This is a genomic window from Dactylosporangium roseum (assembly GCF_025264685.1).
Taxonomy (GTDB): domain Bacteria; phylum Actinomycetota; class Actinomycetes; order Mycobacteriales; family Micromonosporaceae; genus Dactylosporangium; species Dactylosporangium roseum.
Genome location: NZ_CP073721.1, coordinates 5,398,097 through 5,422,719 on the forward strand (window position 1 = coordinate 5,398,097; position 24,623 = coordinate 5,422,719).

At 68.7% G+C, this 24,623-nt stretch carries 20 protein-coding genes; 3 read left to right on the top strand and 17 right to left on the bottom strand.

Annotated features, from left to right (window positions below; all coding sequences use genetic code 11):
- Positions 1 to 11 precede the first annotated feature (11 nt).
- The 13 genes from Drose_RS25225 to Drose_RS25285 all read right to left on the bottom strand — a co-directional run bounded on the left by Drose_RS25225 (position 12) and on the right by Drose_RS25285 (position 14,964).
- Positions 12 to 944, bottom strand: coding sequence for a cyclase family protein (locus tag Drose_RS25225; protein ID WP_260723793.1), 933 nt, complete (start codon positions 942 to 944; stop codon positions 12 to 14).
- Between the two features lie 69 nt (positions 945 to 1,013).
- Positions 1,014 to 2,060: an ABC transporter substrate-binding protein gene (locus tag Drose_RS25230; RefSeq protein WP_260723794.1), complete on the bottom strand. Its 1,047-nt coding sequence runs from the start codon at positions 2,058 to 2,060 to the stop codon at positions 1,014 to 1,016.
- Positions 2,061 to 2,154: 94 nt separating this feature from the next.
- Positions 2,155 to 2,964: an ABC transporter permease gene (locus tag Drose_RS25235; RefSeq protein WP_260723795.1), complete on the bottom strand. Its 810-nt coding sequence runs from the start codon at positions 2,962 to 2,964 to the stop codon at positions 2,155 to 2,157.
- Positions 2,965 to 2,986: 22 nt separating this feature from the next.
- A complete protein-coding gene (locus Drose_RS25240) occupies positions 2,987 to 3,790 on the bottom strand; it encodes an ABC transporter ATP-binding protein (protein ID WP_260723796.1) in 804 nt (267 codons plus the stop codon).
- Complete coding sequence (locus tag Drose_RS25245) at positions 3,787 to 4,551, bottom strand: GntR family transcriptional regulator (RefSeq protein WP_260723797.1); 765 nt, start codon at positions 4,549 to 4,551, stop codon at positions 3,787 to 3,789. Before Drose_RS25245 ends, Drose_RS25240 begins: the two co-directional genes overlap by 4 nt.
- Positions 4,552 to 4,641: 90 nt before the next feature.
- Positions 4,642 to 6,873, bottom strand: coding sequence for an arylsulfatase (locus Drose_RS25250; protein WP_260723798.1), 2,232 nt, complete (start codon positions 6,871 to 6,873; stop codon positions 4,642 to 4,644).
- Positions 6,874 to 6,888: 15 nt separating this feature from the next.
- Positions 6,889 to 8,079, bottom strand: a complete 1,191-nt coding sequence (locus Drose_RS25255) for an acyl-CoA dehydrogenase family protein (protein WP_260723799.1) — start codon at positions 8,077 to 8,079, stop codon at positions 6,889 to 6,891.
- Between the two features lie 13 nt (positions 8,080 to 8,092).
- Positions 8,093 to 8,842, bottom strand: a complete 750-nt coding sequence (locus Drose_RS25260; RefSeq protein WP_260723800.1) for an enoyl-CoA hydratase/isomerase family protein — start codon at positions 8,840 to 8,842, stop codon at positions 8,093 to 8,095.
- 10 nt (positions 8,843 to 8,852) lie between these two features.
- Positions 8,853 to 10,652, bottom strand: a complete 1,800-nt coding sequence (locus Drose_RS25265; protein ID WP_260723801.1) for an acyclic terpene utilization AtuA family protein — start codon at positions 10,650 to 10,652, stop codon at positions 8,853 to 8,855.
- Positions 10,649 to 11,554, bottom strand: coding sequence for a succinate--CoA ligase subunit alpha (locus Drose_RS25270; protein ID WP_260723802.1), 906 nt, complete (start codon positions 11,552 to 11,554; stop codon positions 10,649 to 10,651). Before Drose_RS25270 ends, Drose_RS25265 begins: the two co-directional genes overlap by 4 nt.
- Positions 11,554 to 12,702, bottom strand: coding sequence for an ATP-grasp domain-containing protein (locus tag Drose_RS25275; protein WP_260723803.1), 1,149 nt, complete (start codon positions 12,700 to 12,702; stop codon positions 11,554 to 11,556). Before Drose_RS25275 ends, Drose_RS25270 begins: the two co-directional genes overlap by 1 nt.
- 27 nt (positions 12,703 to 12,729) lie before the next feature.
- Positions 12,730 to 14,217, bottom strand: a complete 1,488-nt coding sequence (locus Drose_RS25280) for an aldehyde dehydrogenase family protein (protein WP_260723804.1) — start codon at positions 14,215 to 14,217, stop codon at positions 12,730 to 12,732.
- Between the two features lie 24 nt (positions 14,218 to 14,241).
- Entirely contained in the window at positions 14,242 to 14,964 is a 723-nt protein-coding gene (locus Drose_RS25285; RefSeq protein ID WP_260723805.1) for an SDR family NAD(P)-dependent oxidoreductase, read from the bottom strand.
- Between the two features lie 205 nt (positions 14,965 to 15,169).
- On the opposite strand from Drose_RS25285, the gene Drose_RS25290 reads away from it, so the two are divergent.
- The 3 genes from Drose_RS25290 to Drose_RS25300 are packed head-to-tail and all read left to right on the top strand — an operon-like array spanning position 15,170 to position 18,059.
- Complete coding sequence (locus Drose_RS25290; protein WP_260723806.1) at positions 15,170 to 15,919, top strand: (Fe-S)-binding protein; 750 nt, start codon at positions 15,170 to 15,172, stop codon at positions 15,917 to 15,919.
- Positions 15,920 to 15,942: 23 nt separating this feature from the next.
- Entirely contained in the window at positions 15,943 to 17,424 is a 1,482-nt protein-coding gene (locus Drose_RS25295) for a LutB/LldF family L-lactate oxidation iron-sulfur protein (RefSeq protein WP_260729802.1), read from the top strand.
- Complete coding sequence (locus Drose_RS25300) at positions 17,421 to 18,059, top strand: LutC/YkgG family protein (RefSeq protein WP_260723807.1); 639 nt, start codon at positions 17,421 to 17,423, stop codon at positions 18,057 to 18,059. Before Drose_RS25295 ends, Drose_RS25300 begins: the two co-directional genes overlap by 4 nt.
- Positions 18,060 to 18,137: 78 nt before the next feature.
- On the opposite strand, the gene Drose_RS25305 is transcribed toward Drose_RS25300, so the two are convergent.
- From Drose_RS25305 to Drose_RS25320, 4 genes are all read right to left on the bottom strand, one after another.
- Positions 18,138 to 19,121, bottom strand: a complete 984-nt coding sequence (locus Drose_RS25305) for an NADPH:quinone oxidoreductase family protein (RefSeq protein ID WP_260723808.1) — start codon at positions 19,119 to 19,121, stop codon at positions 18,138 to 18,140.
- 48 nt (positions 19,122 to 19,169) lie between these two features.
- On the bottom strand, positions 19,170 to 20,357 hold the full coding sequence (locus Drose_RS25310; RefSeq protein ID WP_260723809.1) for a CaiB/BaiF CoA transferase family protein: 1,188 nt from the start codon (positions 20,355 to 20,357) through the stop codon (positions 19,170 to 19,172).
- A gap of 2 nt (positions 20,358 to 20,359) precedes the next feature.
- Positions 20,360 to 21,499 (bottom strand): NAD(P)H-dependent flavin oxidoreductase, encoded by a 1,140-nt coding sequence (locus Drose_RS25315; RefSeq protein ID WP_260723810.1) that lies wholly within the window; start codon positions 21,497 to 21,499, stop codon positions 20,360 to 20,362.
- A 313-nt stretch (positions 21,500 to 21,812) separates the two neighbouring features.
- Positions 21,813 to 23,978, bottom strand: a complete 2,166-nt coding sequence (locus Drose_RS25320; protein ID WP_260723811.1) for an NACHT domain-containing protein — start codon at positions 23,976 to 23,978, stop codon at positions 21,813 to 21,815.
- Positions 23,979 to 24,623: the final 645 nt, after the last annotated feature.

The window sequence follows — 24,623 nt, forward strand, 5'->3', positions numbered from 1 at the left end:
ACTGGACGATGTCAGAGGATCGCGACGGCATTCGACGGTGAACCCACAGCGCCCCTGATGTGCAACGGCACCGAGACGAACATGAAGCTGTACTTCGCGCGTCGAGCGCAGGCGGCAGCGAGTTCGTCGAGCGCGAACAGCTCACCCATCGCGAAACCCAGCAACGGCAGCAGCCGCGCGTGGAGCGTCGGGCGGTTCGGGTCACGCGGAAACACCTCGACCCCGGGGTTGTCGGCTGCGACCGCGGCGACACCCTCGTCCCAGAGGAACTCGGCCATCTCCTCGTCCGGGACCAGACCGGTGAACGACCCGTCATCGCGGATCCGCGCCCTCGTCTCGTCGTCGGCGTCAGCAAGCGCCTGTAGGTACCCCGTCCGCACCAGCAGGATGTCGCCGCGCTGGAGTCGCACGTCTTGGCGCCGCATGGTGCGCCTCAGATCCTCGACCCCGATGGCTCTTGCCTCGGTCCCGAAACTCGGCGACTGCCCGTGGGCCACGTCGACGAGTACCCCTCGTCCGATAATGCCCTCGGTCGCCCAGTGCTCCACCCCGAGCCGGGAGCCCCCCGGCCCGGCCTCGGCGTCGCTGACGCCACCGTAAAAGCCGACATCGGGGTCCTTGCGATGCCGCAGCCCGTCCCACTGCGAGGATGCCTGCAGGAAGAAGCCGTTCACGTAGTCGTCCTGCACCAGTTCGTTGAAGTCGAAGATGACATGCTCGAACGGCTTGCGTCCGAAGTACGGCGGGTGCGGCTCGTTCATCGGCAACGAGAGGCAGACCCGCTCGCCGTACTGGACGTCTTGTGCCGCTGCCGCCCGGACGGTTTCGCTCGTGATACGTCGGACCGTGCCCAGGTCGTCGAGCGGCGTGTCAGCGGTCCAGGCAGTCCTCAGCCCGCTCGGCAGCATCGGCAGGTCGCGGTATTTGACGTCGATCAGGTTCAAGGTGCTCCTCCAGAGGGGGCACCGAGGCCCGAGGGGGTCGGGACCTCGGTGTCAGAGCGTGGGTCGGGCTTACTTGGCGATGTACGACTTTGCCCCGGGCCACACCATGGCCTGGCAGTCGGGGACGTCCGCCGCCGTGAGCTGGCCGACCTTCACGCCGAGGTTGGCCTGGTTGGCCAACGCCTGGCAATCGAACCGTCCGGTAAGCGTCCGCCCGTAGACCTTGACGACCTGCTTGAGGCCCGCCTTGGAGACCGTCGAGAGCTTGGCGCTCCAGATGTCGGCGACGCTGTCCTCGTTCTTGGGGTCCCGGATGTACTCGAGGGCCCTGTCCAGTGCGCGGCTCATCTTCTCGAGCGCGCTTGCCTTCTCGTCGGCGCGCTTCAAGGTCGTCGTGTAGCTGGACATGTGGAACGGCGAGAGGCCGGGGATCTCGGTTTGGGAGCCGATGTCGTAGATGATCTGCGCGCCCTGGTCGGTGAACAGGGAGGTGATGGGCTGCGTACCCATGACGGCGTCGATCCGCTTGCTGGAGAACGCCGAGAGCGCCTGCGGCCCTAGGCCCACTGCGAGGAAGGTGACGTCCTTGCCCGGGTTCAGACCTGCGTACTCGAGCATCATCTCGGCGGCCGCCTGCCCGTTGCTGCCGATTGCCGGAACGCCGATCGTCCTGCCCTTGAGCGAAGCGAGCTTGGACTTGAGGTCCTGGGACGCGTCGATGTCCCGCCCGACCAACTGCCAGTTGCCAATCATCTGGATTGGCCAGACCTGACTCAGTTTGTTGCTCCCCGTCGCCTTCTTCGCGGCGACAAGCTGGGTGAGCGTGTTGTTGGGTGCCACGTCAATGCTTCCGCCCAGCACCGCAGCCATGCCGTCGGGTGCCGAGGCGAAGTCAGTGAACGTGACGTCGAGACCCTCATCGGCGAAGTAGCCCATCTTGTCGGCGACCATGGCCGGGAGGTCGACCATGTTGCCGAAGAAGCTGCCGACACGGAGCGACTCGCGAGAGCCTCCACCGGAGTCACCGGCCGAACCGCAGCCACTGAGAGCGAGGCAGACCGCCGTGAGGCCGATGGTGAGGAGGCGCCCCAGACCGCGCCTAGGGATGTCGGTCATGATTGGTCCTTCCTGGAGCTGAACATGCGGGGGTGAGCCGGTCGCGCCCCAAGGGGGTCGCGCGGCCTGAAAGGGAATCGGTCGGGAAGGCGTACTAGACGCGCCAGCCGAGCATGCGACGTTCGATGAGAAGGACTATGGCGTTGAGGATCAGCGCGATCGAGGCAAGAGTGAGGAGCAGTCCGAGCACGCCGGCGGTGTTGAAGGTGGTCGCGTTGTACTGGATCTGCTGGCCGATGCCTCGTTGGGCTGCCAACATCTCACCCACCACCGCTCCCAGCAGGGCGTACACCACGGCCAAGCGCATCGAACTGAGGATGCTCGGGAGGGCGGCCGGCCACATCACCTTGGTGAACACCTGAAGACGGGTTGCCCCCATGGACCGGACGGCGCTGAGGTGCTCGATGTCGGCGGAGCGGGCTCCGGATTCCGCGTTCACCATGACGATGAAGAAGACGAGACTCACGGCAAGGACGACCTTGGACGTCTCTCCGATGCCGAACCAGATGATGAACATCGGCGCTAGCGCGACTCGGGGCAGGGAGTTGAACAGCGTCATGAACGGTGTGTAGGTGTCACGGAGGAACGAGAACTCCGCGAACAGCAGGCCGACCAGTACGCCCCCGAGCGAGCCGATGACCAGGCCGAGAAGGGTCTCCCGGAGGGTGACCCCGACGTTGACCCAGAAGACCTCGCTCGGGACCGAGGCGACGAGGAAGTTCACCACTTGGCTCGGGCTCGAGAAGAACAGAGGATCGATGCGCTCCGTTCTTGAAGCCGCCTCCCACGCTCCAAGGGAGATCACGAGCGTGAGCACGCGCGTGACCCATATCGCGATCGTCCGGGTTCTCCGGGCGCGGCGCTTGCGGTCTTCGTCCGCGGAGAGGCGGTCGACCACGGACATGGTCGCCTCGATCGGACGGTCCTCAGTCGTGGTCATGACCGGCCTCCTTGAGGGCCAGCCAGAGCTCCTCGTGGAGCTGCTGGTAGCGAGGATCGAAGCGAAGGGTCTCGACGTCCCGAGGTCTAGGGAGGTCGACGGTGACCTCGCAAACGATTCGTCCGGGGCTCGGCGCCAGTACCACGACACGGTCGGCGAGCAGGACCGCCTCGGCCAGGTCGTGGGTGACGAGCACCACCGTCTTGCCGGAGCCTTCGAGCACCCGTGCGAACTCCGCCTGCACCCGGATCCGCGTCTGGGCATCCAGAGCCGCGAACGGTTCGTCGAGGAGCATCGTGTCCGGATCGGTCGCCAGGGTGCGAGCGAGCGCGACGCGCTGGCGCATTCCCTGCGAAAGCTGACGCGGGTATGCGTGCGCGTACTTGGCCAGTCCTACACTCTCCAGCGTCGCGGTGGCCCGCTCACGCCGCTGAGCGCGGCCCACGCCCCGAAGTTCGAGGCCGATCTCTGCGTTCTCCCGGGCCGTCCGCCAGGGCATCAGCGCGTCGCGGGCGAAGATGTAGCCCGTGTGCCGGCTGGGGGCCCGCACGATGTCGCCGTTGATGGACACTTCACCCGACAGCGGCTTGAGCAGACCGGCGATCGCGTTGAGAAGGGTCGTCTTCCCGCACCCGCTGGGACCCACCAGCGCAACGAACTCGCCCACCCCGATCTCGAGGCTGACATTCTCCAGGGCGACGGTCGGCGCCTCGCCTCCGGCCGTGGTGAAGGCGTGGGACACGTTGTCGACGCGGATCCGGCCACCGACCGGGAGGGGGGACGCGGTCATGCCGACGCTCCCTTCGCTACGAGCGACGCTGCCTCGCCCGAGGCCGCGTGGTCGGCCTGCCGGCTGAGGTGTTGGCGGAGCACCGCCTTCGACGACTCCAGGAGGGTCCGAAGCTCGGACTCCGCCTCCTGCGGGTTGCGCTGCTCGAGCGCCCTGAGGATGCGCTGGTGCTGGTTGATCGAGTAGACCATCCGGCCCGGGCGGGCGACCGTGATGGCCCGGTACCGCAGCGCCCGGTGGTTCATCCCGCGCACCAGAGCCACCATCTCCTGGTTCGGGCAGTCGACCCGGTACGCGTCGTGGAACTTCTCGACCAGATCGAGCCAGTCCCACCGTGCGTCCACCGCCGGCGGGTTCTGCTCGATTTCGCGCATCGTGTCCAGCAGCCGGCGCATGACGGTGAGGCCCTCGTCACGCACCACCGGGGCCGCCAGGGCGATCACCCTGGTCTCGAGCAGCACGCGACAGTCGTAGAACTGGTCCACCTGGTCCGCGTCAAGCTCCGTGACGCGCACGCCCCGGTTCGGTTCCCGAACCAGGAGCCTGTCGACAACGAGCTGGTTGAGCGCTTCTCGCAGCGGCGTCCGGCTCACGCCGAGCTTCTCCCCCAGGGCCACCTCAGACAGGTGCTCCCCGGGCTTGAGCTCTCCTCGCACGATGGCGGAGATCAGGTTCTCCGCTGCGAGTTGGCCGAGTGATGCTGGTGCGACAGGGCGAAGAAACTTCTCCCCTCGCACGCCGTCGTGCGGCATCGAGTTCATGAGCGTCCTTCCGGTATCCTGTATACAGAATACGGTCATAGCCGTTCGGGTCAAGAGTTGCCGCCTATCAGTAGCGGCGCCGCCCGGACCTCACTCGAAGGTGAGGACGGCCTCGAGGTCGAGATCCGTGACCAAGTCGTCGGGCCAGTCATCGGCGACCTCCACGTCGACGGCGCGGATCGTGCCAGTGAACTCGAACGGGCTGGCATAGTCCGGGCTGACCGGTGAGAGGCCGTCCCGACCGATCTCGAAGGGCTCGACACCGTTGTGCACGACGGGCACCGGACGGAACGACAGGCCCGACGACGCTGGCGCTCCGTTGACGGTGAGGTGCAACCGGAGCCCGTTGTCCTCCTTCTCGCAGACGAAGCCCAGCGAGTGACAGCGCTCCGGGAGTAGGTCCGTGCTCTGCACCTGGAAGCGCGGCTGCAGGTAGTAGCCGCACTCGAAGCGGAGCCTACCGTCCTGCACGAAGAGCGTGTAGCCACCGAAGCGACCACCGAGGGCGACAACGACACCCTCCGTCGACGGCCCCACGTCCTGAACCTCGGCCTCGACGCGCGCGGGCAGTCCCGGAGACCCGGGTGCCATCATCGCGGGGATCCGAGCGCCTCGCGAGAGCCGCACACGTCGCGGGTAGCCGAGGCGTCGACGATACAGGTCCTGGAGTCGACGGCCTTGGATCCTGTCGTCGAGCGGCAGCACCTGATGCTCCCGGGCGACCTCCCACCAGCGGCTCACGAGTGCGTCCAGTTGGGTTCGAGCGTCGTCGTTGCCGTCGTCGGTGAGGTTGTGGACCTCGGAGAAGTCCGTGCGAGTGTCGTAGAGCTCCCAGCGGTCCTGATCGAAGGGAGTGCCCGGCCGGTGCATGGCGACCGCCTTCATCCCGTCGCGCCAGATCGCGCGGTTCCCGTGCATCTCGTAATGCTGGTACGGCTTCTGGTCCGCCGCCGACGGGTCCCCCAAGCTGTACGCGAGGCTGGTGCCCTCGATGGGGATCTGCGCGACGCCGGCGATGCTGTCGGGTGCCTTGACGCCGCACAGTTCGAGGATGGTGGGCAGGATGTCGCTGACGTGGTGGTACTGCGATCGCCACCCTCCAGCACCTTCAGGGATCGCTCCGGCCACGATCAGGGGACCACGGATCCCGCCACCATAGGTGTGACGCTTGTAGAGCTTCAGCGGAGTGTTGCCGACCATCGCCCACCCGGTCGGGTAGTGGGTGTGATGGGCCGGGCCGCCCAACTCGTCGATGTGGGGCAGGAGCACCAGCGGGTCGAACGCGACGTCCTCCACCCAGAGCATCTCGCTCCTGCCACTGGCGCCGCCTTCAGCGCTCGCGCCGTTGTCCGACATGAGGAAGACGACCGTGTCCTCACTCATCCCCGCCGCCTCGATGTAGTCGAAGAGCCTCCCGAGCTGGTCGTCCGTGTGCTCCAGGAACCCCGCGAACACCTCCTGCATCCGGGCGTAGAGACGTTTCTCGTCGGCCGGGATCTCGTCCCAGGGTCGGACGTCGGGATTGCGTGGCGCCAGCTCGGTGCCCTCCGGAATCACGCCCAACTCGAGCTGTCGGCGGTACACCCTCTCCCGGGCGGCGTCCCAGCCGTCGTCGAACTGGCCGCGGTACCTCTCGATGTACTCCGCCGGCGCTTGGAGTGGCGAGTGCGCCGCCCCCAACGCGAGGTAGGTGAACACCGGCCGCTGAGGATCCGAGGCACGACAGCTACTGATCATCTGGATGACGTTGTCGATCAGGTCCTCGGTCAGGTGGTAGCCCTCGCGCGCCGGAGGCTCGACGAACGAGCTCCCGCGGACCAGATCGGGCGTGTACTGGTCCGTCGAGGCGCCGAGGAAGCCGTAGTACTGGTCGAACCCACGTCCGAGCGGCCACTGGGTGTACGGGCCCGAGGGGGAGATGTCCGACAGCGGGGTGAGGTGCCACTTGCCGGCCGCGATGGTCGAGTACCCGACACCTCGCAGGATCTCCGCGACGGTACCCGCCGAGCGCGAGATCTCGCCGACGTAGCCCGGGTACCCGTTCGCGTAACCCGCGACCATCCCGACGCCGACCGAGTGCGGGCTGCGGCCGGTGAGCAGCGACGCGCGCGTCGGGGAGCAGAGCGCGGTGGTGTGGAAGTTGCGGTACTTCACCCCGCGCGCGGCGAGCGCATCCATGTTCGGCGTACTGATGTCGGACCCGTAGCAGCCGAGGTGCGCGAACCCCACGTCGTCGAGCAACACGACCACGACGTTCCTGGCCCCCGCGGGCGGCATCTGGTGCTTCGGCCAGCCGGCGGTCATCGGTTCAGTGGCGGGCACGGTCGATCCTTTCAGTCAGAACGAGCGGGGCAGGCCGAGGGCCCGGGTAGCCATGTGGTTCAGGGCGAACTCCTGGGACAGCGGCGCAAGCCGGTGAACGCGGGCCTCTCGCCAGTAGCGCTCGACGTCGTACTCCTTCGCGTACCCGAAGCCGCCATGGGTCTGCACCGCCCGGTCCGCGGACTGATACCCCGCGTCCGCGGCCAGATACTTGGCCATCGCCGCCTCGACGCCGCAGTCCTCGCCGGCGTCGTACAGGTCGGCCGCGAGGTCGGTGATGGCTGCCGCCGCGGCGAGCCGCGCGTAGGAGTCAGCGAGGGGAAACGCCACGCCCTGGTTCATGCCGATGGGGCGCTCGAAGACGACCCGTTCGAGCGCATACGTCCGCGCCCGTTCGAGCGCCCGGAACCCGATACCGAGCGCACCGGCGGCCAGGAGCACCCGTTCCGCGTTGAGGCCGGTCAGTAGGTGGTAGAATCCGTGGCCCTCGACGCCCACGAGGTCCGCCTCATCGACGAAGAGGCCGTCGAAGGTGACCTCGCAGGAGGCGACGGCGTTGCGACCGGCCTTCGGGATCGCGGACCGCGTGACGTTCGGGCTGTCCAGGTCAGCGACGAACAGCGACATGCCGAGCGACGGCTTCTCGCACTCCTCCCGAGGAGTGGTGCGAGCTAGGAGCAGCACCTTCTGGCTGTCCGTCGCCTTCGACATCCACACCTTCTGGCCGCGCACCTCGTACCCGCCGTCGACCTTGACCGCGCGCGTGGAGATGCGCGTCGTGTCCGTCCCGGCGTCCGGCTCGGTGACGCCGAAGGCCATCTGCAGGGATCCGGCCGCGGCCTGTCGCAGGTACTTCTCCTTCAGCTCGGGCGAACCGTACCGGATGATGGGTTCGAAGCCGAAGATGTTGCCGTGAATGGCGGTACAGCCGTTCATGGCGGCACCGGAGGCGCCCACCGCCTCCATGACGACGGCCGCGACGGCGATGCCCTGGCCACCGCCCCCGTACTCCTCCGGGATCGTCACGTTCGCCCAGCCGCTCTCCGTCATCGCCGCCACGAACTCGTGGGGGAAGACGTGGCGTTCGTCGTGGTCACGCCAGTAGCTGTCGGGGAACCTCTTGAGCAGCGGGGCGAGTCCTTCGCGGATCTCCTCCATGTGCGCGCGTCGCTCGGGGTTCGAGGCTCGTCTCTGGATGATCTTCATCGTTCCTGCTCCTCTAGACGCCAGACCAAGTGGGCCGACGTCCCTCGCTGAATGCTCGGGGGCCTTCTTGTGCGTCGGCACTTGCGTAGATGGGTTCGAAGATCTCGTCCGCACGTTCCTCCGCCTGCCGGACTGTCAGCTCGTCGGTCAGGTAGGCGATGCGCCTGTGCCCGGCGACCGTGAGGGGGGCATTGGCGGCGATGCGCGTGGCGATCTCCCGGGCCCGCTCCAGGACGTTCCGTGCGGGCGCGACGTCGTTGACGAACCCCAGCGCGTACATGCGCTGGGCGGTCAACGGTTCCCCGGTCAGCAGCATCTCGAGCATCACCCTGCGCGGCAGCATCGCCGCGAGCGGCACCGACCACGGGGCGCCACGACCCCACTTCGCCTCGGCGATGCCGAAGGTCGCGTGCTCGGCGGCGACACACAGGTCGCACTGCTGGGCGAGCCAGAACCCGCCGGCGGTCGCGATGCCGTTCACCGCGGCGATGGTGGGCTTGGAGAGCTCAATGTTCTTGCCCGGGACGGGGAAGAAGTCCGGGGGAAGGGTCCGCAGCCCCAGCTCGGACATCTCCTTGAGGTCCATGCCCGCACAGAACGCCTTGTCCCCGGCGCCGGTGAGGATGATGACGCGACACCGCTCGTCCTCCTCCGCCCGACGGAAGGCGGCGAAGAGTCCTGAACGCGCCTCGGCGTTCAGCGCATTGCGCTTTTCCGGACGGTTGATGGTTATCTCGGCGACACCGCCCGCGGCGGTGTACACGATCACGTCGTCAGACATCGAGAGCCCCTCCCCCGACGAGCGCGACCGGGACGGGTACCACCTTGCTGCGCAGATACTCGCCCACGGCCTTTCCCTGCGCGTCGATCCGCAAGCACGAGGACACGCCGGCGTCCAGGAAGTCGTGGATCAGGAAGTTGAGCGCGCGCAGGTTGGCGAACTCGACCCGCTCCACCTTGAGGTACCGGGTCTCGGGAAGGAGCTGCTGGATTCTCTCCACCGTCAACCAGTGACGGAGCCACGTCCAGCCTTCGTCCGAGAACGCGTAGACCCCCAGGTTGGACATCCCTGCCTTGTCCCCGGATCGGGTCCCGACGACTTCTGCAAGGGGAACGGCGATCTCGTCACCCGGCTCCGGAACGACAGCGGGTGCTGCCGAGCGGACCAACGCGGCGGCCAGCTCGTCCAGCTCGTCGGCCGCGGTGCACGGGCCCCACGGGACGGCGTTGAGCGCACCGTCCCCGACGGCGAACGACTGCCGGACCGCTGACTTCGCGATGAGACAAGGCCACTGCACCGCGACCCCTTGTTCGCGTTGCGGTGGCGCGACCATGAAGAATCCGGGCACGCTCGCGGTGATGAGCGGGGCGATGCGGTCGGAGAAGAGTCTTCGGCCGACCTTCGAGCGGTCCTCGTCACGGACCGAGATGATGAGCACTGCCATCCCCTCGGTCATGGTCCCGGGATCACCGGGCACGGCTGGACCCACCAGCGAGATGTCGTGGGCGTCGAAACTGTCGAAACCGCCGACGATCTCTGCGACTTGGTTGGTGATCCACTCGGCCTTCTGTCCGATGTCCTGACCGGTGAGCCCGATGGACACGGAGTTGCGAAATCCGCCGAATCCCGACAGGGACACCTTGAGCTGGTCGGTCGGTGCGTGCCCACGGACGTCAGCCACCCGCACCCCGTCGTCGAGCTGCTCCAGGCGGACGGTCCCAAGGTCGGCGACGACGTCCGGGTTGTAGTAGAGACGACCCTTGACCTCATAGATGAGCTGCTCGGTGACCGTGGCCACGGTGACGCCGCCGCGGGTTCCGCCGCTGCTGCGCACGACGGCGGAGCCGTCAGCCGACACCTCGGCCCGAGGCATTCCGGGCGTCCCGGTCGTGCCGTCCCGCAGGAAGCCGGAGAAGTTGCCTCCCGTGGCCTGGGAGCCGCACTCGATGACGTGACCGACGACCAGTGCCGTCGCCAGTCGGTCCCAGTCGTCGCGCTTCCACCCGTGCCAGTACGCCGCCGGCGCCATCGCCAGCGCCGCGTCGGTCACGCGGGGGCAGATGACGATGTCCGCCCCGGCGGACAGGGCCTCGACGATGGGCCAGATGCCCAGGTAGGCGTTGGCGGTCACGATGGAGTCCGGTCCACCCGAGTAGGGGACGCCCGAGTCCATGTTGACCAAGGCGGCACCGTCGCTCAGCGCGTGCTGGACCTGCGGTCGGACGTCGTCACCGTGGACCCAGGCGACGGTGAGGGGCACGCCGAGCTCGGCGCACTTCTCCCGGACCGCACGCGCGCAAGCCTCGGGGTCGTGTCCGCCCGCGTTGGTCACCACCTTGGTGCCCGACCCGCTGATCTGCCGCAGTAGCGGGGCAAGGTCGTCCACGAAGCCGGCGGCGTAGCCGACGCCGCTACGCTGCTGGGTCTTGCTGAGAACGAGCATGGTCAGCTCGGCGAGGTAGTCCCCGACGAGGAAGTCGACTCCCACATCCAGGTGGGCCTGCATCGCCTCCTGTCCACGATCCCCGTAGAACGCGGCGAACTGGCCGATGCTCACGGTTGGCTTGGTCATCGCTGCTCCTCGAGGTTCAGGGTCATCACAGGCTCCCGGTCACGCTCCGCCAGAGCCCCGGCCATCAACGGGCCCACCTCCCACGGTGCCGACGCGATCAACGCGCCTTCGGCGGCGAGTCGCTCGCACTTGGCCGCGGCGGAGTCGCCCCCGTGACGAATCAGGGCACCGGCGTGGCCCATCCGCTTGCCGGGTGGCGCGGTCTGCCCGGCGATGTAGACCACGAACGGGACCCCGAGACGCTCCATCTGGTCGGCGCACTCGTCTTCGAGCGATCCGCCGATCTCGCCGACGATCACGACACCCCGGATCTCGTCACGAGGCGAGATCGAGGCCAGTACCTGCCGCATGCGAGTCCCCACGACGGGGTCACCGCCGACGTGGGCGATCGTCCGCTGGCCCAGCCCCGCAGCGGTCAGGGACGCAACGACCTCGTGGGAGAGGCTCCCGCTCCTCGAAAGGACCACGATGTCGCCCGGCGTCGTGTACCCGTACGCCACGCCACCGAGCAGCAGTCCAGGGCGGAGCAGGACGCCCGCCGAGTTCGGTCCCACCAAACGGGTCCCTGCGACCTCGGCGGCGTGGCGCAGCGCCAGGGTGTCGTGCACCGGGACTCCCTCGGTGGGGATGACCACAAGCGCCGCGCCCGCGGCGATCGCCTCGGTGACCCCGTCACGGACCGCTCGAGGCGGCAGGAACGCGATGCTGGCGAAGGTGCCGGGGGTCATCCCGGCGTCTGCGACCGTGTCGAAGACGGGGATCCCGAGGACCTGCGATCCGCCGCGTCCGGGGGTGACCCCAGCCACGACCGGCGTGCCTGTTGCCTGCATCATCGATAGCTGCGACCTGGCGTAGGAGCCGGTGATCCCTTGCACGATGACGCTGGTGATGTCGGGCCACATCACTGGCGACCCCCGTTCGTGAGGTTGCGGGCGAGAGCAACGACCGCGGGGATGCTCTCTGCCCAGGAAACGGACGTGCCGCGGAGCAACGCTGCCGCACCGGCCTCATCCAGCGGCCGGGCGGCCGCGCCAGAGGCGTGCATGTGCACCAAGATCGGAAGCGAGGCCAGGGCCGGGGTCGACGCGAGAGCCCGCTGGAGACCTTCCACAACGCCCTGCAGCGGGGTGGCGACGAGCGAGCCGACGACGACCAGCGCGGACACTCCGCCACGGCCGATCGCCCATGAGCCCACGCTCGACACCATGGTCGCGACGACGTCCGCGGAGCTCCCTCCCGCGAGTTCGCAGTAATTCGCGGCCGCCAGGCCTTCTGCGGCAAGGGCGTCCATCGTCGTCAGGGTGATGCCCGCTCCGAGCCCGAGCAGGGCGATGGAGCCGTCGAGCTCGACGAGTCCCCGCGGGAGATCGTCGTCGCAGTCGTCGTCGTGGAACTCGATCAGCCGGCGGAACGTGGCGTTGTTGTCGAGCTCGACCTTGCAGTCGGCGGCGATCACCCCGGACCCGGACACGATCAACGGATTGATCTCCACCAGGAGGGCCTCGAGCTGGAAGAACATGGTGATGGCGCCCTGCACGGCGCGGGCGACTCCCGCCCATCCCTGCCCGAGTTCCTCGCGGTCGAGCCAGCCGAGGATCTCGCTGAGCTGGGGCGTCTGCCCGGCGACGAGGGGCTTGTTCAGGAGGGTCGCGGCACGGTCCACGGCCGACTCGATATCCGCTCCGCCCGACGGGTTGACGAGCAGCACCGGAACGCCGAGCGCCCCGTCGATCGAGACCGCGACGTACACCTCGCGGTCAACCCGTTCGACCGGCGCCTCGACACGCAGTGTGCGTGTGTGGTATCCGGAGACGACCTGGTCGAGCAGTTGGCCCGAGATGCGCGCGCAGTCCTCCCGCGAGTTGACACGATGGACAAGTCCGAGCTTGCCGCGCCCCGAGACGGGGACCTCGGACTTGATGAACGCGTCGCCGCCGAGCTCGTCGAGCAGAGCGACGGCCTCGTCCGGTGACGCCGCGCTCCCGCCCACGGCCGAGACGATCCCGAACTTCGCCAGCAGACGCTTCGAGGTCGATTCAGTGAGGTGCATGCTGTGATGCCCGCCCTTCCGGCCGCTCTAGTCCAGGCCCTGCGGCTTGCCGACACCGTCGACCGGCCACTGGATGTGCTTGACTTCGAAGAACTCGTTGAGTCCGTCCTCACCCATCTCCCGTCCGACGCCGCTCTCGCCGATGCCGCCCCACGGCGCGTCCGGACGCATGCCGCCGCCGCCGTTCACGGTGACCGTTCCGACCCTCAGGCGGCGAGCCACCTCGATGGCCTCGCTGGTGCGACCGACCACGTTGGCGTTCAGCCCGAATCGGGAGCTGTTGGCGATCTCGATGGCCTCATCGACGGTGTCGTAGACGAGGACCGCGGCCACCGGTCCGAACAACTCCTCCTGGCAGATCTCCTTGGAGTTGTCGGTGTTCCCGATGAGGACCGGGTTCAGGAAGAACCCCGGAAGGTCAGGACGTCCTCCACCGGCAAGGATCTTGGCGCCACCTTGGACGGCGCGGTCGATGTATGCCTCGACCCGCTCCCGGTGGGCGGCGGACACCAGTGGGCCGACGACCGTAGCGGGGTCCCGCGGGTCGCCCACGGCGAACCCCTCGAGAATCGGGCGCGCCGCGTCGACGAATCCCTCGTAGTCGTTCCGATGCACGAGGATCCGGGTCGTCGCACCGCACCCCTGCCCCGCGTTCCGGACGAACCGGAACAGGGAAGGAAGGATCGCGTCCCGGCCCAGATCCGTACCCGGCAGCAGGATGTTGGCCGCCTTGCCGCCGAGTTCGAGGATCACCTTGTGCACGGCCGACGCGGCCTGCGCCATCACCGCTGCCCCGACGGCGACCGATCCCGTGAACGAGACGATGTCGACGCGGGGGTCTCGCGTGAGGATCTCGCCCTGCTCGGGGCCGCCCAGCACGAGGTTGAGCACACCGGCGGGTAGACCCGCGGACTCGAGGACCTCGAACATCTTGACCACAGCGGGCGCGGCCTGCGGCGCCGGCATGGCCACCAGCGTGCAGCCGGCGGCGATGGCGCCGCCGATCTTCCAGCACAGGTTGTGGAGCGGGTAGTTGTAGGGGCTGAGCGCGACGACGACGCCCGCTGGCTCACGCACCAGGATGCTGGACGTGGTGACCGGGTCATGGTGGAGCGGAAGCGGACGCTCCCACCCGCCCGCAGGACCCCGGGCCGCCAGTTCCGCGAAGTAGCGGAACGTGTCCACCGGCCCTCCGACCTGCAGCGCCTCTGTGAGCGACCGGGTGGAGCCGACGGAGTCGATGATGAGCTCGGCGAGCTCGGCGCGGCGTTCGTCGATCGCCTTCCACATGCGTGTCAGGGCCTCGCTGCGGTCGAGCGGTGTCCACTTGCGCCACTCGTCGCCGTCGAATCCGGCGCGCGCGGCCGTGATCGCGAGGTCAACCTGCGAAGGAGACGCCTGCCGGAAGGCGACGAACGGCTCGCCGGTCGAGGGGTTGGTGATGGTGCGGCTCTCGCCCTCCCCGACCTGCCAACGGCCGGCGACGTACACGGTGTTGTCGATGGTGTTTGTCACGGTGCGTCCTCTGGTGTCGGCAGGTCAGGAGATGGTCAGGCCGCCGTCGATCGCGACGGTTGCGCCGGTGACGAACGAGGCATCGTCCGAGGCGAGGAAGGACACGACCCCGGCGACGTCCTCGGCGGTGGCAAGGCGTCCTGCGGGGACTCCCTTGAGGAAGGCGGCCACCTTGGCGTCCACGTCGTCGGTCCCGCTGCGGTTGAAGAAGCCCGAGAGCATCGGGGTGTCGGTCGGGCCCGGACAGATCGTGTTCGCGCGGATGCCGACCGCGGCGCCGGCGAGGGCGATCGAGCGTGCCAGCGACGGGAGCGCGCCCTTGGTGAAGGAGTAGAGCGGGCTGAACGGGGACCCGACGATGGCCGACGTGCTGGCGGTGTAGATCACCGAGGCTCGGCCGTCGGCGTTCTGCAGGAGGTCCCACGCAAGGGAGGTGCCGAACCAAGCGGACTTCATGTTGACGTCGACGGCCAGGGCGAACTGGTCCTCGGTCACCTCGGTCAACCCGCCTGCGCCGGGGATGCCCACGTGGTTGTGGAGGATGTGGAGCTTTCCATGCGTCTCGCGGATGGAGCCGAACACGCCCCGAAGGGATTCGAGGTCGGTCACGTCGAGCGCCACAGCGTGGGCGCGGCCCTGCTTGGCCCTGATCGCGTCCGCCACTTCCTGAGCGGCAGCACCGTCGAGGTCGGTGACGTAGACCTCGGCCCCGTCGTCGGCCAGGCGCTCGGCAACCGCGCGCCCCATACCCGATCCCGCACCGGACACCATTGCGATTCGACCGTGAAGCCTCACAGGCGACGCCTCCTTGCATCGTGGGTGCCGCAACTCTTTACGCGCAGCTTGTAGAATTGTACTCTGTATACATTACGACCCACGTTCCGACAAGGTCTCTAGAGAAACGAGCGCGCGTGAAACCCCATCGTCCGCACCCGCGCCCTGGGCCGTCGGCATGAAGATCGCACTGTTCGCCACCTGCCTCGGTGACGTGCTGTTTCCCAACGTCCCGAGGGCCACCACCGCCCTCGTCGAGAGGCTGGGTCACCGGGTCGTGTTCCCGCACGACCAGACCTGCTGCGGCCAGATGCACGTGAACACGGGCTACCAGGGCGACGCGATGGCCCTCATCCGTCATCACGTGGAGGTCTTCGAGCGAGCGCTCGACAGCGGATGCGAGGCGATCCTTGCTCCCTCCGGCTCGTGTACGGGCTCGATTCGGCACCAGCACGCCGACGTCGCGCGCAGAGCCGGCGACAACCTCCTGGCGGACCGGGCCAGCGCACTTGCCCGGCACACGTACGAGTTGTCGGAGTTGCTGGTGGATGTCCTCGGGCTGACGGACGTCGGCGCCGTCTATCCACGTCGGGTGACCTACCACCCGACGTGCCACAGCCTCCGCATGCTTCGAGTCGCGGACCGACCGTCGCGGCTACTGAATGCGGTGCAAGGCGTTGAACTGGTGGAGCTTCCCGACTCCGAACAGTGCTGTGGCTTCGGGGGGACCTTCAGCCTCAAGAACTCAGAGACGTCGGCGGCGATGTTGGCGGACAAGGTCGCGGCGATCGAGGCGACGTCCGCTGACGTCGTCACCGCAGGGGACGCGTCGTGTCTCATGCACATCGGCGGGGGGCTCAGCCGGCAACGGTCGCGGGTACGGACCGTCCACCTGGCCGAGATCCTCGCGAGCACCGGAGAGGGGTGACGCCGGTGACCACGTTCCTCGGCATGCCGGGTGTCCGCGGGCCGGCGGCCAGCGCGGAGAGCGTCGTCCAGGGTTCTGAGCCGTTCCAGGTCGCCGCCCGGCGGGCACTGCGCGACACCGCATTACGAGCGAACCTCGGGAAGGCCACGTCGACCATCCGCGCGAAGCGATCATCGGCCGTCGACGAAGTGCCCGACTGGGAGGATCTGCGCGACTCCGCCGCCGCGATCAAGGCGTCCGCCATGGCGCGGCTGCCAGAGCTGCTGGTCCGGCTCGAAGGCGAGGTGACCGCCAGAGGGGGGACGGTCCACTGGGCCAGAGACGCTGCTGAGGCCAACGAGATCGTGGTCCGCATCGCCCGACGGGCCGGCGCGCGCGAGGTCGTCAAGGTGAAGTCCATGGCAACCCAGGAAATCGGCCTGAACGAAGCGCTCGAACGTGCCGGAGTGACGGCGATCGAGACCGACCTCGCGGAGCTGATCGTCCAGCTCGCGGACGATAGGCCGTCGCACATCCTGGTGCCGGCAATCCACCGCGGTCGCGCGGAGATCCGCGAAATCTTCCTCGAGCACATCCCGGGGCTCGATGGGACGACATTGACCGACGAGCCCCACCAGCTAGCCACGGTCGCACGGCGGCACCTCCGCGACGCGTTCCTCCGGGCACGGGTCGCGGTGTCCGGTGCCAACTTCGCGGTCGCCGATACCGGTTCGCTCGTCGTGGTCGAGTCGGAAGGCAATGGCCGGATGTGCCTCACCCTTCCCGAGACGCTCATCACCGTGATGGGTATCGAGAAGGTTCTCCCAACCTGGCGGGACCTCGAGGTGTTCCTCCAGATCCTGCCGCGCAGCTCGACCGGCGAGCGGATGAATCCCTACACCTCGATATGGAGCGGGGTCACTCCAGGTGACGGCCCGCAAGAGTGCCACCTGATCCTGCTGGACAACGGCCGCACACGCGTGCTCGCCGACCCCGAAGGACGCTCCGCCTTGCACTGCATCCGGTGTTCGGCGTGCCTGAACGTCTGCCCTGTCTACGAGCGAACAGGTGGGCATGCCTACGGATCGGTGTACCCCGGGCCTATCGGCGCGATCCTGTCACCCCAGCTAACCGGGTTGGACGGCAGCGCGCCCAACGACTCCTTACCGTTCGCATCGTCGCTGTGCGGTGCGTGCGCAGACGTGTGCCCGGTGCGGATCCCGATACCCGAGCAGCTCGTCCGCCTGCGGGCGGAGCACGTCGAGGTACAGGCCGCAGCGCGCCGGCTACCCACCGTCGAGGCGATCGCCATGAGGGCCGCAGCCCGCACCATGTCCGACGCGCGGTCGTTCGGCCGCGCAGGCCGGGCCGCCACGCTCGCCCGTGGAGCGGTACGCCATGGCCGGCCGGTCCTGCCTCTGCCGCCTCCGCTGAACCGGTGGACCGCGAGCCGTGACCTTCCCGAACTTCCATCAGAGACCTTCCGGAGTTGGTGGTCGCGAACCCGAGGGAGCACGGACCAGTGAACGGTCGGGACGAGGTGCTGGCGCGAGTGAGACATGCCCTCGGCACGCCGACGCACCCCGTCGAGGTACCCCGGCGCTACCGCTCCGAGGGTTCTCGGGCAGCCGACTCCGAAGACCTCAAGGCGCTGCTCGTGGACCGCCTCGAGGACTACGGTGCGACCGTCATCCGCACGATCGGCGAGGGTGAGATCGTTGCGACGCTCCTCGACGTGCTCGCTGGTCGCGCCTCGGCGACCCGGCCCGCGCTCCACGCGCCTGGGCTGCCGGATCGATGGCTCGCGGGCCTCGAGGTCCGACCTGATGACGGGTCTGCGAGCCCGCGCGAACTGGACGCCGTTCCCGCGGTCGTCACCGGGTGCGCCCTGGCGATCGCCGAGACGGGGACCATCGTGCTGGACGGTTCGGCGATGTGCGGTCGCCGGCTCCTCACCCTGGTACCGGACGTGCACGTGTGCATCGTGCCGACCACGAGTGTCGTCGAAACCGTGCCCGAGGGCCTGCGCCGCTTGGCACCTGACCGGCCACTGACCTTCGTGAGCGGACCGTCTGCGACCAGCGACATCGAACTGCAGCGTGTGGACGGCGTCCACGGCCCCAGAACCCTCATCGTGCTGCTGGCCGAGATGGTCAGCTAGCCCGGAGTTCGTCACAGGTTGTACGGGCGCGGCCCGGCGTCCCGCACACCGTGGCCGCCGCATCCGGCAAGCGCGCCGTCACGGCACGTAGACGACCCTGCCGACGGTGCCTCCGTCGGCGATCCGCTGGAGCCCGTCCGCGACCTCGTCGTTCCTGAGCGTCTCGCCGATCAGCGGGCGCACGGCACCGGCAGCAGCCATTGCTGCGAGTTCGCGATGGCACTGTGCGACCGCCGCGGGGTCGCGGGTCTTGTACAGGCCCCAGTGCAGACCCACCACCGAGTAGTTCCTCAGCAGCGGGTGGTTGAGCGTGGCCGACTGGATCTCCCCGCCGGCGAACCCGACCAGCACGATCCTGCCCTCGAACGCGACGCACTTGGTGGAGCGCCGGTATGTCTCGCCACCGACCGGGTCGTAGACGACGTCGGCACCGCGTCCACCGGTCTCGGCCTTCACCACGTCGACGAAGTCCTGTTCGCGGCGGTCGACCACGACGTCGGCGCCCAACGTCCGGGCGATTGCGGCCTTCGCCGAACCGCCGACGACACCGATCACACGCGCGCCAGCCGCCTTCCCGAGCTGGACAGCGGCGCTGCCCACTCCTCCCGCGGCCGCGTGCACCAGCAGGGTCTCACCCGGGCGAATCCGTGCGCGCCGGTGGAGCCCGAACCAACCGGTCTGGTACCCGATCAGCAGTGACGCGGCCTGGGCATCGTCGAGTACGGCGGGCGCCGGAAAAGTGGCGACCCCCTGCATCAGCGCATATTCGGCGAGTCCTCCGAACGGGAGCACAGCGGCACCGAGCACCCGGTCACCCTTCTGGCAGCCCTCGACACCCTCACCGATCGCGACGACCTCGCCGCAGACCTCCAGGCCCGGGGTGAACGGCAGCGGGGGCCTGAGCTGGTGCTCACCTCGACACATCATCGCATCGGGAAAGCTCGCCGCCGTGGCTCGCACACGCACGACGAGCTGGCCGGGCCCCGGCTCGGGACGCGCGACGTCGACCACCTTGAGCACGTCGCGGGGCTGGCCCAGTCCGGTCACCTGCCACGCCCTCATCGTTCCTCCTCGTTGTCTGGGCACCCTCACGGCCGGTCTGTGCACAGGTCACTCCCCCGCGTACACCACCTTCGCGGCGATGAGATCCTCGATCTGTTCGTCGGTGAATCCCGAGCCCCGGAGCACCCGCACCGAGTGCTCCCCACGGCGGGGGGCGGGGACCTTCACCGGAAGCCGGGAGCCGTCGAAGAAGTAAGGGGTGGACAGGTACTCCTCGGCCCGGCCGTCCTCGTCGGGGGCCATCCCGAAGATCTCGCCCGCCCTGACGTCGGCTGCGGCGCGCACCTGCGGGTAGCTCCTCACTGCGCCGACCACGAGCCCGTTGTTCGAGAGCCATTCGACGCATTTCTCGCTCGAGAGTTTCGAGAACGCGTCATCGAGGACCGCGCGGAGCTCCGCCCGGTGCGCGACCCGGCTCGGGTTGTCGACGAAACGCGCGTCGGAGGCGAGATCCTCACGACCGATGAGGCCGCACAGCGTCCTCCAGTGAGCAGCCGAGTAGGCCGAGAGGACGATGTGTCCGTCTGCTGTCCTGACCAGTTCTGCCGCAGGGGCGATCGTGGGTTGTCCGTTCCCGTTCCGGACCGGCGTGGTTCCGGTCCGGAACGACTCCGCCCAGTTCGGGGCCTGGAGGTGCACGGCGACGTCGAGCAGGGAGATCTCGACGTTCGACCCGACCCCGGAGCGCTCGCGCGCGAACAGGGCAGCCAGGATCGCCTGGGCGAGGGCGTGCGCCGTGGTGGCATCGACAACCGCGAAGCCGACGCGCAGAGGGTCGCCGCCGAGCTCACCGGTGAGGGACATCATCCCGCTTTCCGCCTGGGCGGCGATGTCGAGGCCGGCGCGGTGCCTGGACGGCCCCTGGGTGCCGAATCCTGTGACCGTGGCGTAGACGAGTCTCGGGTTCAGCTCGCGGAGCGTCTCCGCGCCGAGCCCGAGGCGAGCCATGCCGCCGGGCCGCATGTTCTGGATCAGTACGTCGGCGGAACCGGCCAGTCGCTTGGCCACCTTCACGCCGGCCGGCTCCCGGAGGTTCAACGCGATCGAGTGCTTGCCACGGTTGTAGGCGCGGAGCACTCCGTCTCCCCACGATCCGATGAACCGCGCGGCCTCGCCCTCGTAGGGTTCCACCTTGACGACCTCGGCACCCAGGTTGCGCAGCAGCGCCCCGGCCCCGGGAGCCGCGACGTACTGCCCGAAGTCGACCACTTTGATGCCGTGCAGCGGGCTGTCCATCCCTACCCCACTCGGGTCCGAGCCGCGGCGTACTGCGCGAGCAGCCGGTCCATGACGACCCCCACCGACTCTTCCTTGTCGACCATGCCGATGATCTGACCGACCGGGCTCGTCACGAGGTCGTGCTCGTTCTCCACCATGCTGGTCATGGCCTCGCTGACGAGAAGCCCCTGGAGGGGCGCCTTGAGCAGCGACGGCGCCTCCCGCGACTCCCACGCGTCGAACCAGGGCGTCCGTAGCACGCGGGCCGACTTGCCCGAAAAGGACTTGGTCACAAGGGTGTCGTCCGAAGTCGCCTGGAGGAGCTTGCGCTTGACCACCGGTGCGGACTGGCTCTCGACGGTGGTGAGCAGGATGGAACCCAACCACACACCCGCCGCCCCGAGCGCCTCCGCCGCGGCCACCTGGCGACCGTCGCCGATGCCGCCGGCGGCGAGCACCGGCACATCGCCCACGGCGTCGACCACTTGCGGGACCAGCACCATCGTCGAGATACGACCGACGTGACCGCCGGCCTCGTTGCCCTGGGCGACGATGACATCGACCCCGGCTTCCACCTGCCGCAAGGCGTGCTTCGGTGAACCGACGAGAGCCCCGACGAACGCACCCTTGGCGTGGATCGCGTCCATGATGTCCGGCGGCGGGACCCCGAGGGCCGAGACGACGAAGGACGGGTCGTGCGCCAGCGCCACCTCGGTCTGCGCCCGGGCATTGGCCATGGTCAGGCGGTGCGCGGCATAGAGATCCCCACGATCCGGATCGCTGCCCTTCGGGATCTCGAAGCGATCCATCAATCGGTTGACGAACTCGACGTGTTCGGCCGGGAGGGTGCTCCGCATCGCGCCGAGGTCATCGCCCGCGGAGGTGGCGGGGTAGACGATGTCCACGCCGAACGGGTGGCCGCCGCCGTTCTCGCTGATCCACCGCAGGTCCGCGTCCAGGACTTCGGGAGTGCGTCGAGACGCGCCGAGCACTCCGTAGCCGCCAGCGTTGCCGAGCGCGACGACAACCTCGCGGAAGGGGGTGAAGCCGAAGATCGCCGTCCTCGTCCCGAACATCTCGCAAACAGGTGACCTCACTGGCCGCGCCCTTCCCTCATTATTTGAAGCGGATGCGTACTGTATACAGAGTACAGAACACATCCATCGAGTCAAGGGTTCAGGACGATCTCGGGTTGCGGCAGTCCAGCCGGTGCAGCTTCGCGGCCTTAGCTGGTCAACCAAGGCCACCAAGTTCAGCCCAACGGCCTCTTGTCAACCCGGATCAGGCCGACAATTCGGGCGGGGGCCTCGAAGGTGCCACCGCCGAGGTGTGCCGTCCGTGCGCGCGTTCCGCCGCCGGGCCGCTCGATCGATCGACTCCGCCGCTGCCGGCCGCACCGGCCAGCTATCGGGAGACGACGTCGACCCCAGACCGGCGGCAGCGGAGCAACCGGCTCCTGACATGCGCCACCGCTCATTCCCGGGCTGATGAAGCAAGCCCAGGGATGACGCCGTAGTAGCGCACGGTCGGGTGATCCCAATGCAGGTAAGCGGTACACGACGCGGTATCGATACGCCGCGCCGACACCGTGATGGTCCTCGCCTGGTACGGAGCGGCGCCCGACGCGTCGAGTGTGCTCGCCCCGGCGCGGACCTCTCCCGATCGCATCAACTGGCCATCGGCGTCCAGCCGCCACTCGAAGACCGCGCCGGCACAGCCCTCCGATCGGCTGAGGCGGAACTCGCCGTCCACACCGCGGAATCGCAGAACCCGCGGCCGGTTCGGGGAGGCGAAGGTGGTACCGGTCTGGCCACCCGGTCCGACCGGCCACCGATAGCCGGCTATGAGCTGCGTGCAGGTGATGCTGCCCCCAGCGTCGGCAGTGCTAGTGCAACGGGTTTCCTGGATGACTTCGGGCTGATCGCCCGAACGGTAGACGGGAGCCAGGTGTCCGGCCGCCAGTATGAAAAAGGCTACGAACACCACGCTCACCACCGCCACGCAGAGGCGCGCCCGCCAATCGAGCCACCTCGATCGCTCTCCGTCCACCGCTGTGCGCGTCTGTGGTTTCGTCTCCGCGGCGGGCGCGGCGGGTGGCGGGCTCGCTCCGCCGGCCAGATGCTCCTGCAGGAGCAGGTGCCGGAACTGGTACCGCGCACCCGACTGGCGTAGCACCCCTCGGCGATGCGCGTCCTCAAGAAACCGGGTCAACCGGAACGGCAACCGGCCGGTGACGAACAGCCAGACTCGGGCGATGAGGAACGAGCCCCAGGTGTGGTCGAGCATCGCGGCCAGGGCATAGGCCGACAAGAACACGAAGACGACGAGTCCCGCGTACGACAGTTCCAAGCCCAGGAACGCCGCCAACTGCAGGCCGAGCAGGGCGCCGAAGGCGCTGCCGCCGAGGAGGCCGCGGGCGATCGTGCGCGTTCGCTCTGCCGACAGGGCCGACCGGGGGGTCAACTCCTTGGTCTCGTGGCGTCCCTGCGGCGGCCCACCTGTGTAGGCCATCAGCGCGGCAGTGGCGAGACCCACCACGGTGGCAAGGACCAACCCGACGACGGGCCCGAACACGGGCCCGAACAGCAGCGCCGTCACCGAGGCCAACACGAAGGCGGACAAACCCGTGAAGGCGGTACGGACCATCTGGCCCAGCTCCGACCAGCCCACGTCCTGCGTGCCGTGCTCGCGCATGTGCCGGGCGAGAAACGTCAACCACCGCTGGGCCTGCTCGGGGCGGTAGTCGACGCCGGCCACCGGCTGCCGGTCGAGCGCGGCGCGGCGCGGCCGGGCCGCGTAGACCGACGGGACGAAGGCCGCCAGCAGCCGAGCCTCTAGCGCGGCCTGATCAGCCGGCTGCGCCTCGTCAGGAAGCTCGTTGTGAGTGGCGCCCGGCCCGTCCGCGGCGGGTGTGAGCAGGTCGGCGGGGTCGGCCGGCGAGGGGGCCTGGTATGCGCCGCGGGCCAGCGCCACCATCAGCGGGGTGGACAGCGCCCCTGCCAGCGGCCCGTCGGGATGCGCCCGTAGGTGCGCGAAGACCGGCTCCCACCGCGGATCGGGCGCAGGCTGAGACAGGTAGGCGATGGCCTCGTCGACACCGACCGACTTCAACTCGACCACGGCAGCGCGGGACAGCACACGGCTGCGGCGTACCGCCTGCTCGTACTCTTCGGGTCGGCAGGTCACCACCAGCGGCCATCCGGCTGCGGCGAACACGTCGAGAGCCTGCAGCGCGTCGGCGGGGTCGGCGAGTTCGTCCAGCCCATCGAAGATCGGCAGGATCCGCTTGTGCTCCATCAGGTGTCGGGCCAGCGTCTGCGGGTCGCCGTAGCCGGCCAGCACGTCGGCGTAGTCTTCGGTCAGGCGGCGAATCACGAAGGCGTCCGCCCGCTCAGCCCGATCCCACGCGGTGATCGCCAGCAACACCGGCAGCGGCTCTCCCTCGGCCGGACGACGGATCAGGCCCAGGGTCAGCAGAATCGCGAACACGCTCTTGCCGGCACCTGGTGCGCCGAGCACCATCAGGTGTCGGTGAGGTAGTGCTCGAAAGGCCGTCGCGATCTCCTCGTTCGGCGCGTCGATCCGCCCCTGCAACGGATACTGCTGCCATTCGCCCCCAAGCGGGTCGTCGAGCACCATCTGTCGGTCGGCGGCCGGCCGATCCGTCGACGACCAGGACACCCGGACCGGCGCCGGCCGGGTGACGTCCCGCAGCGCGGCCTCCGCAGCCCACTCCCGCTCGATCCGTGCCGCGAGATCCGTCACCGCCCGCTGGACTTTTTCCTCGTCGACCGCGGCGCGCTCCACAGGCCGGGCGGCGACCTTGTCGAACGCGATCAAGGCTATCCCCAGACCGCCCACCCACAGGGCGTGGATGTTCGCCCACCCCACCCACCGGTCGAACGTACTGTCGGTAGCCCCCGCCGCCTGGGCTACGACCCACACGCCGGGCAGCAGCACGGCGGCGCCGAACAGACCCCACCCCGCCCTGCGCACAAAACCCCACCGCCGTCGGTGCATACAGGTATCATCGCGCACCGACGCTCCGATGACGGTCGCCGGCCGGCCCGCGGCGGCCTACCCGAGGCCGGGTGGCGTCCGATGCGGGTGGTATCTGTCGATCGCGGTCGCCGCCGGACCCGGGACGGCGCGCTCCGGGCCGGGCGCCGCCGGTCGGACTGCTACCGAGTCCCGGCGCCCCGTTGGGGATTGGCTTGCGGGCGGACTCTCGCGCATCATCGATGGCCGTTGAGACGACAGAAGCTCGTCGTGGGTTCGTGTTCG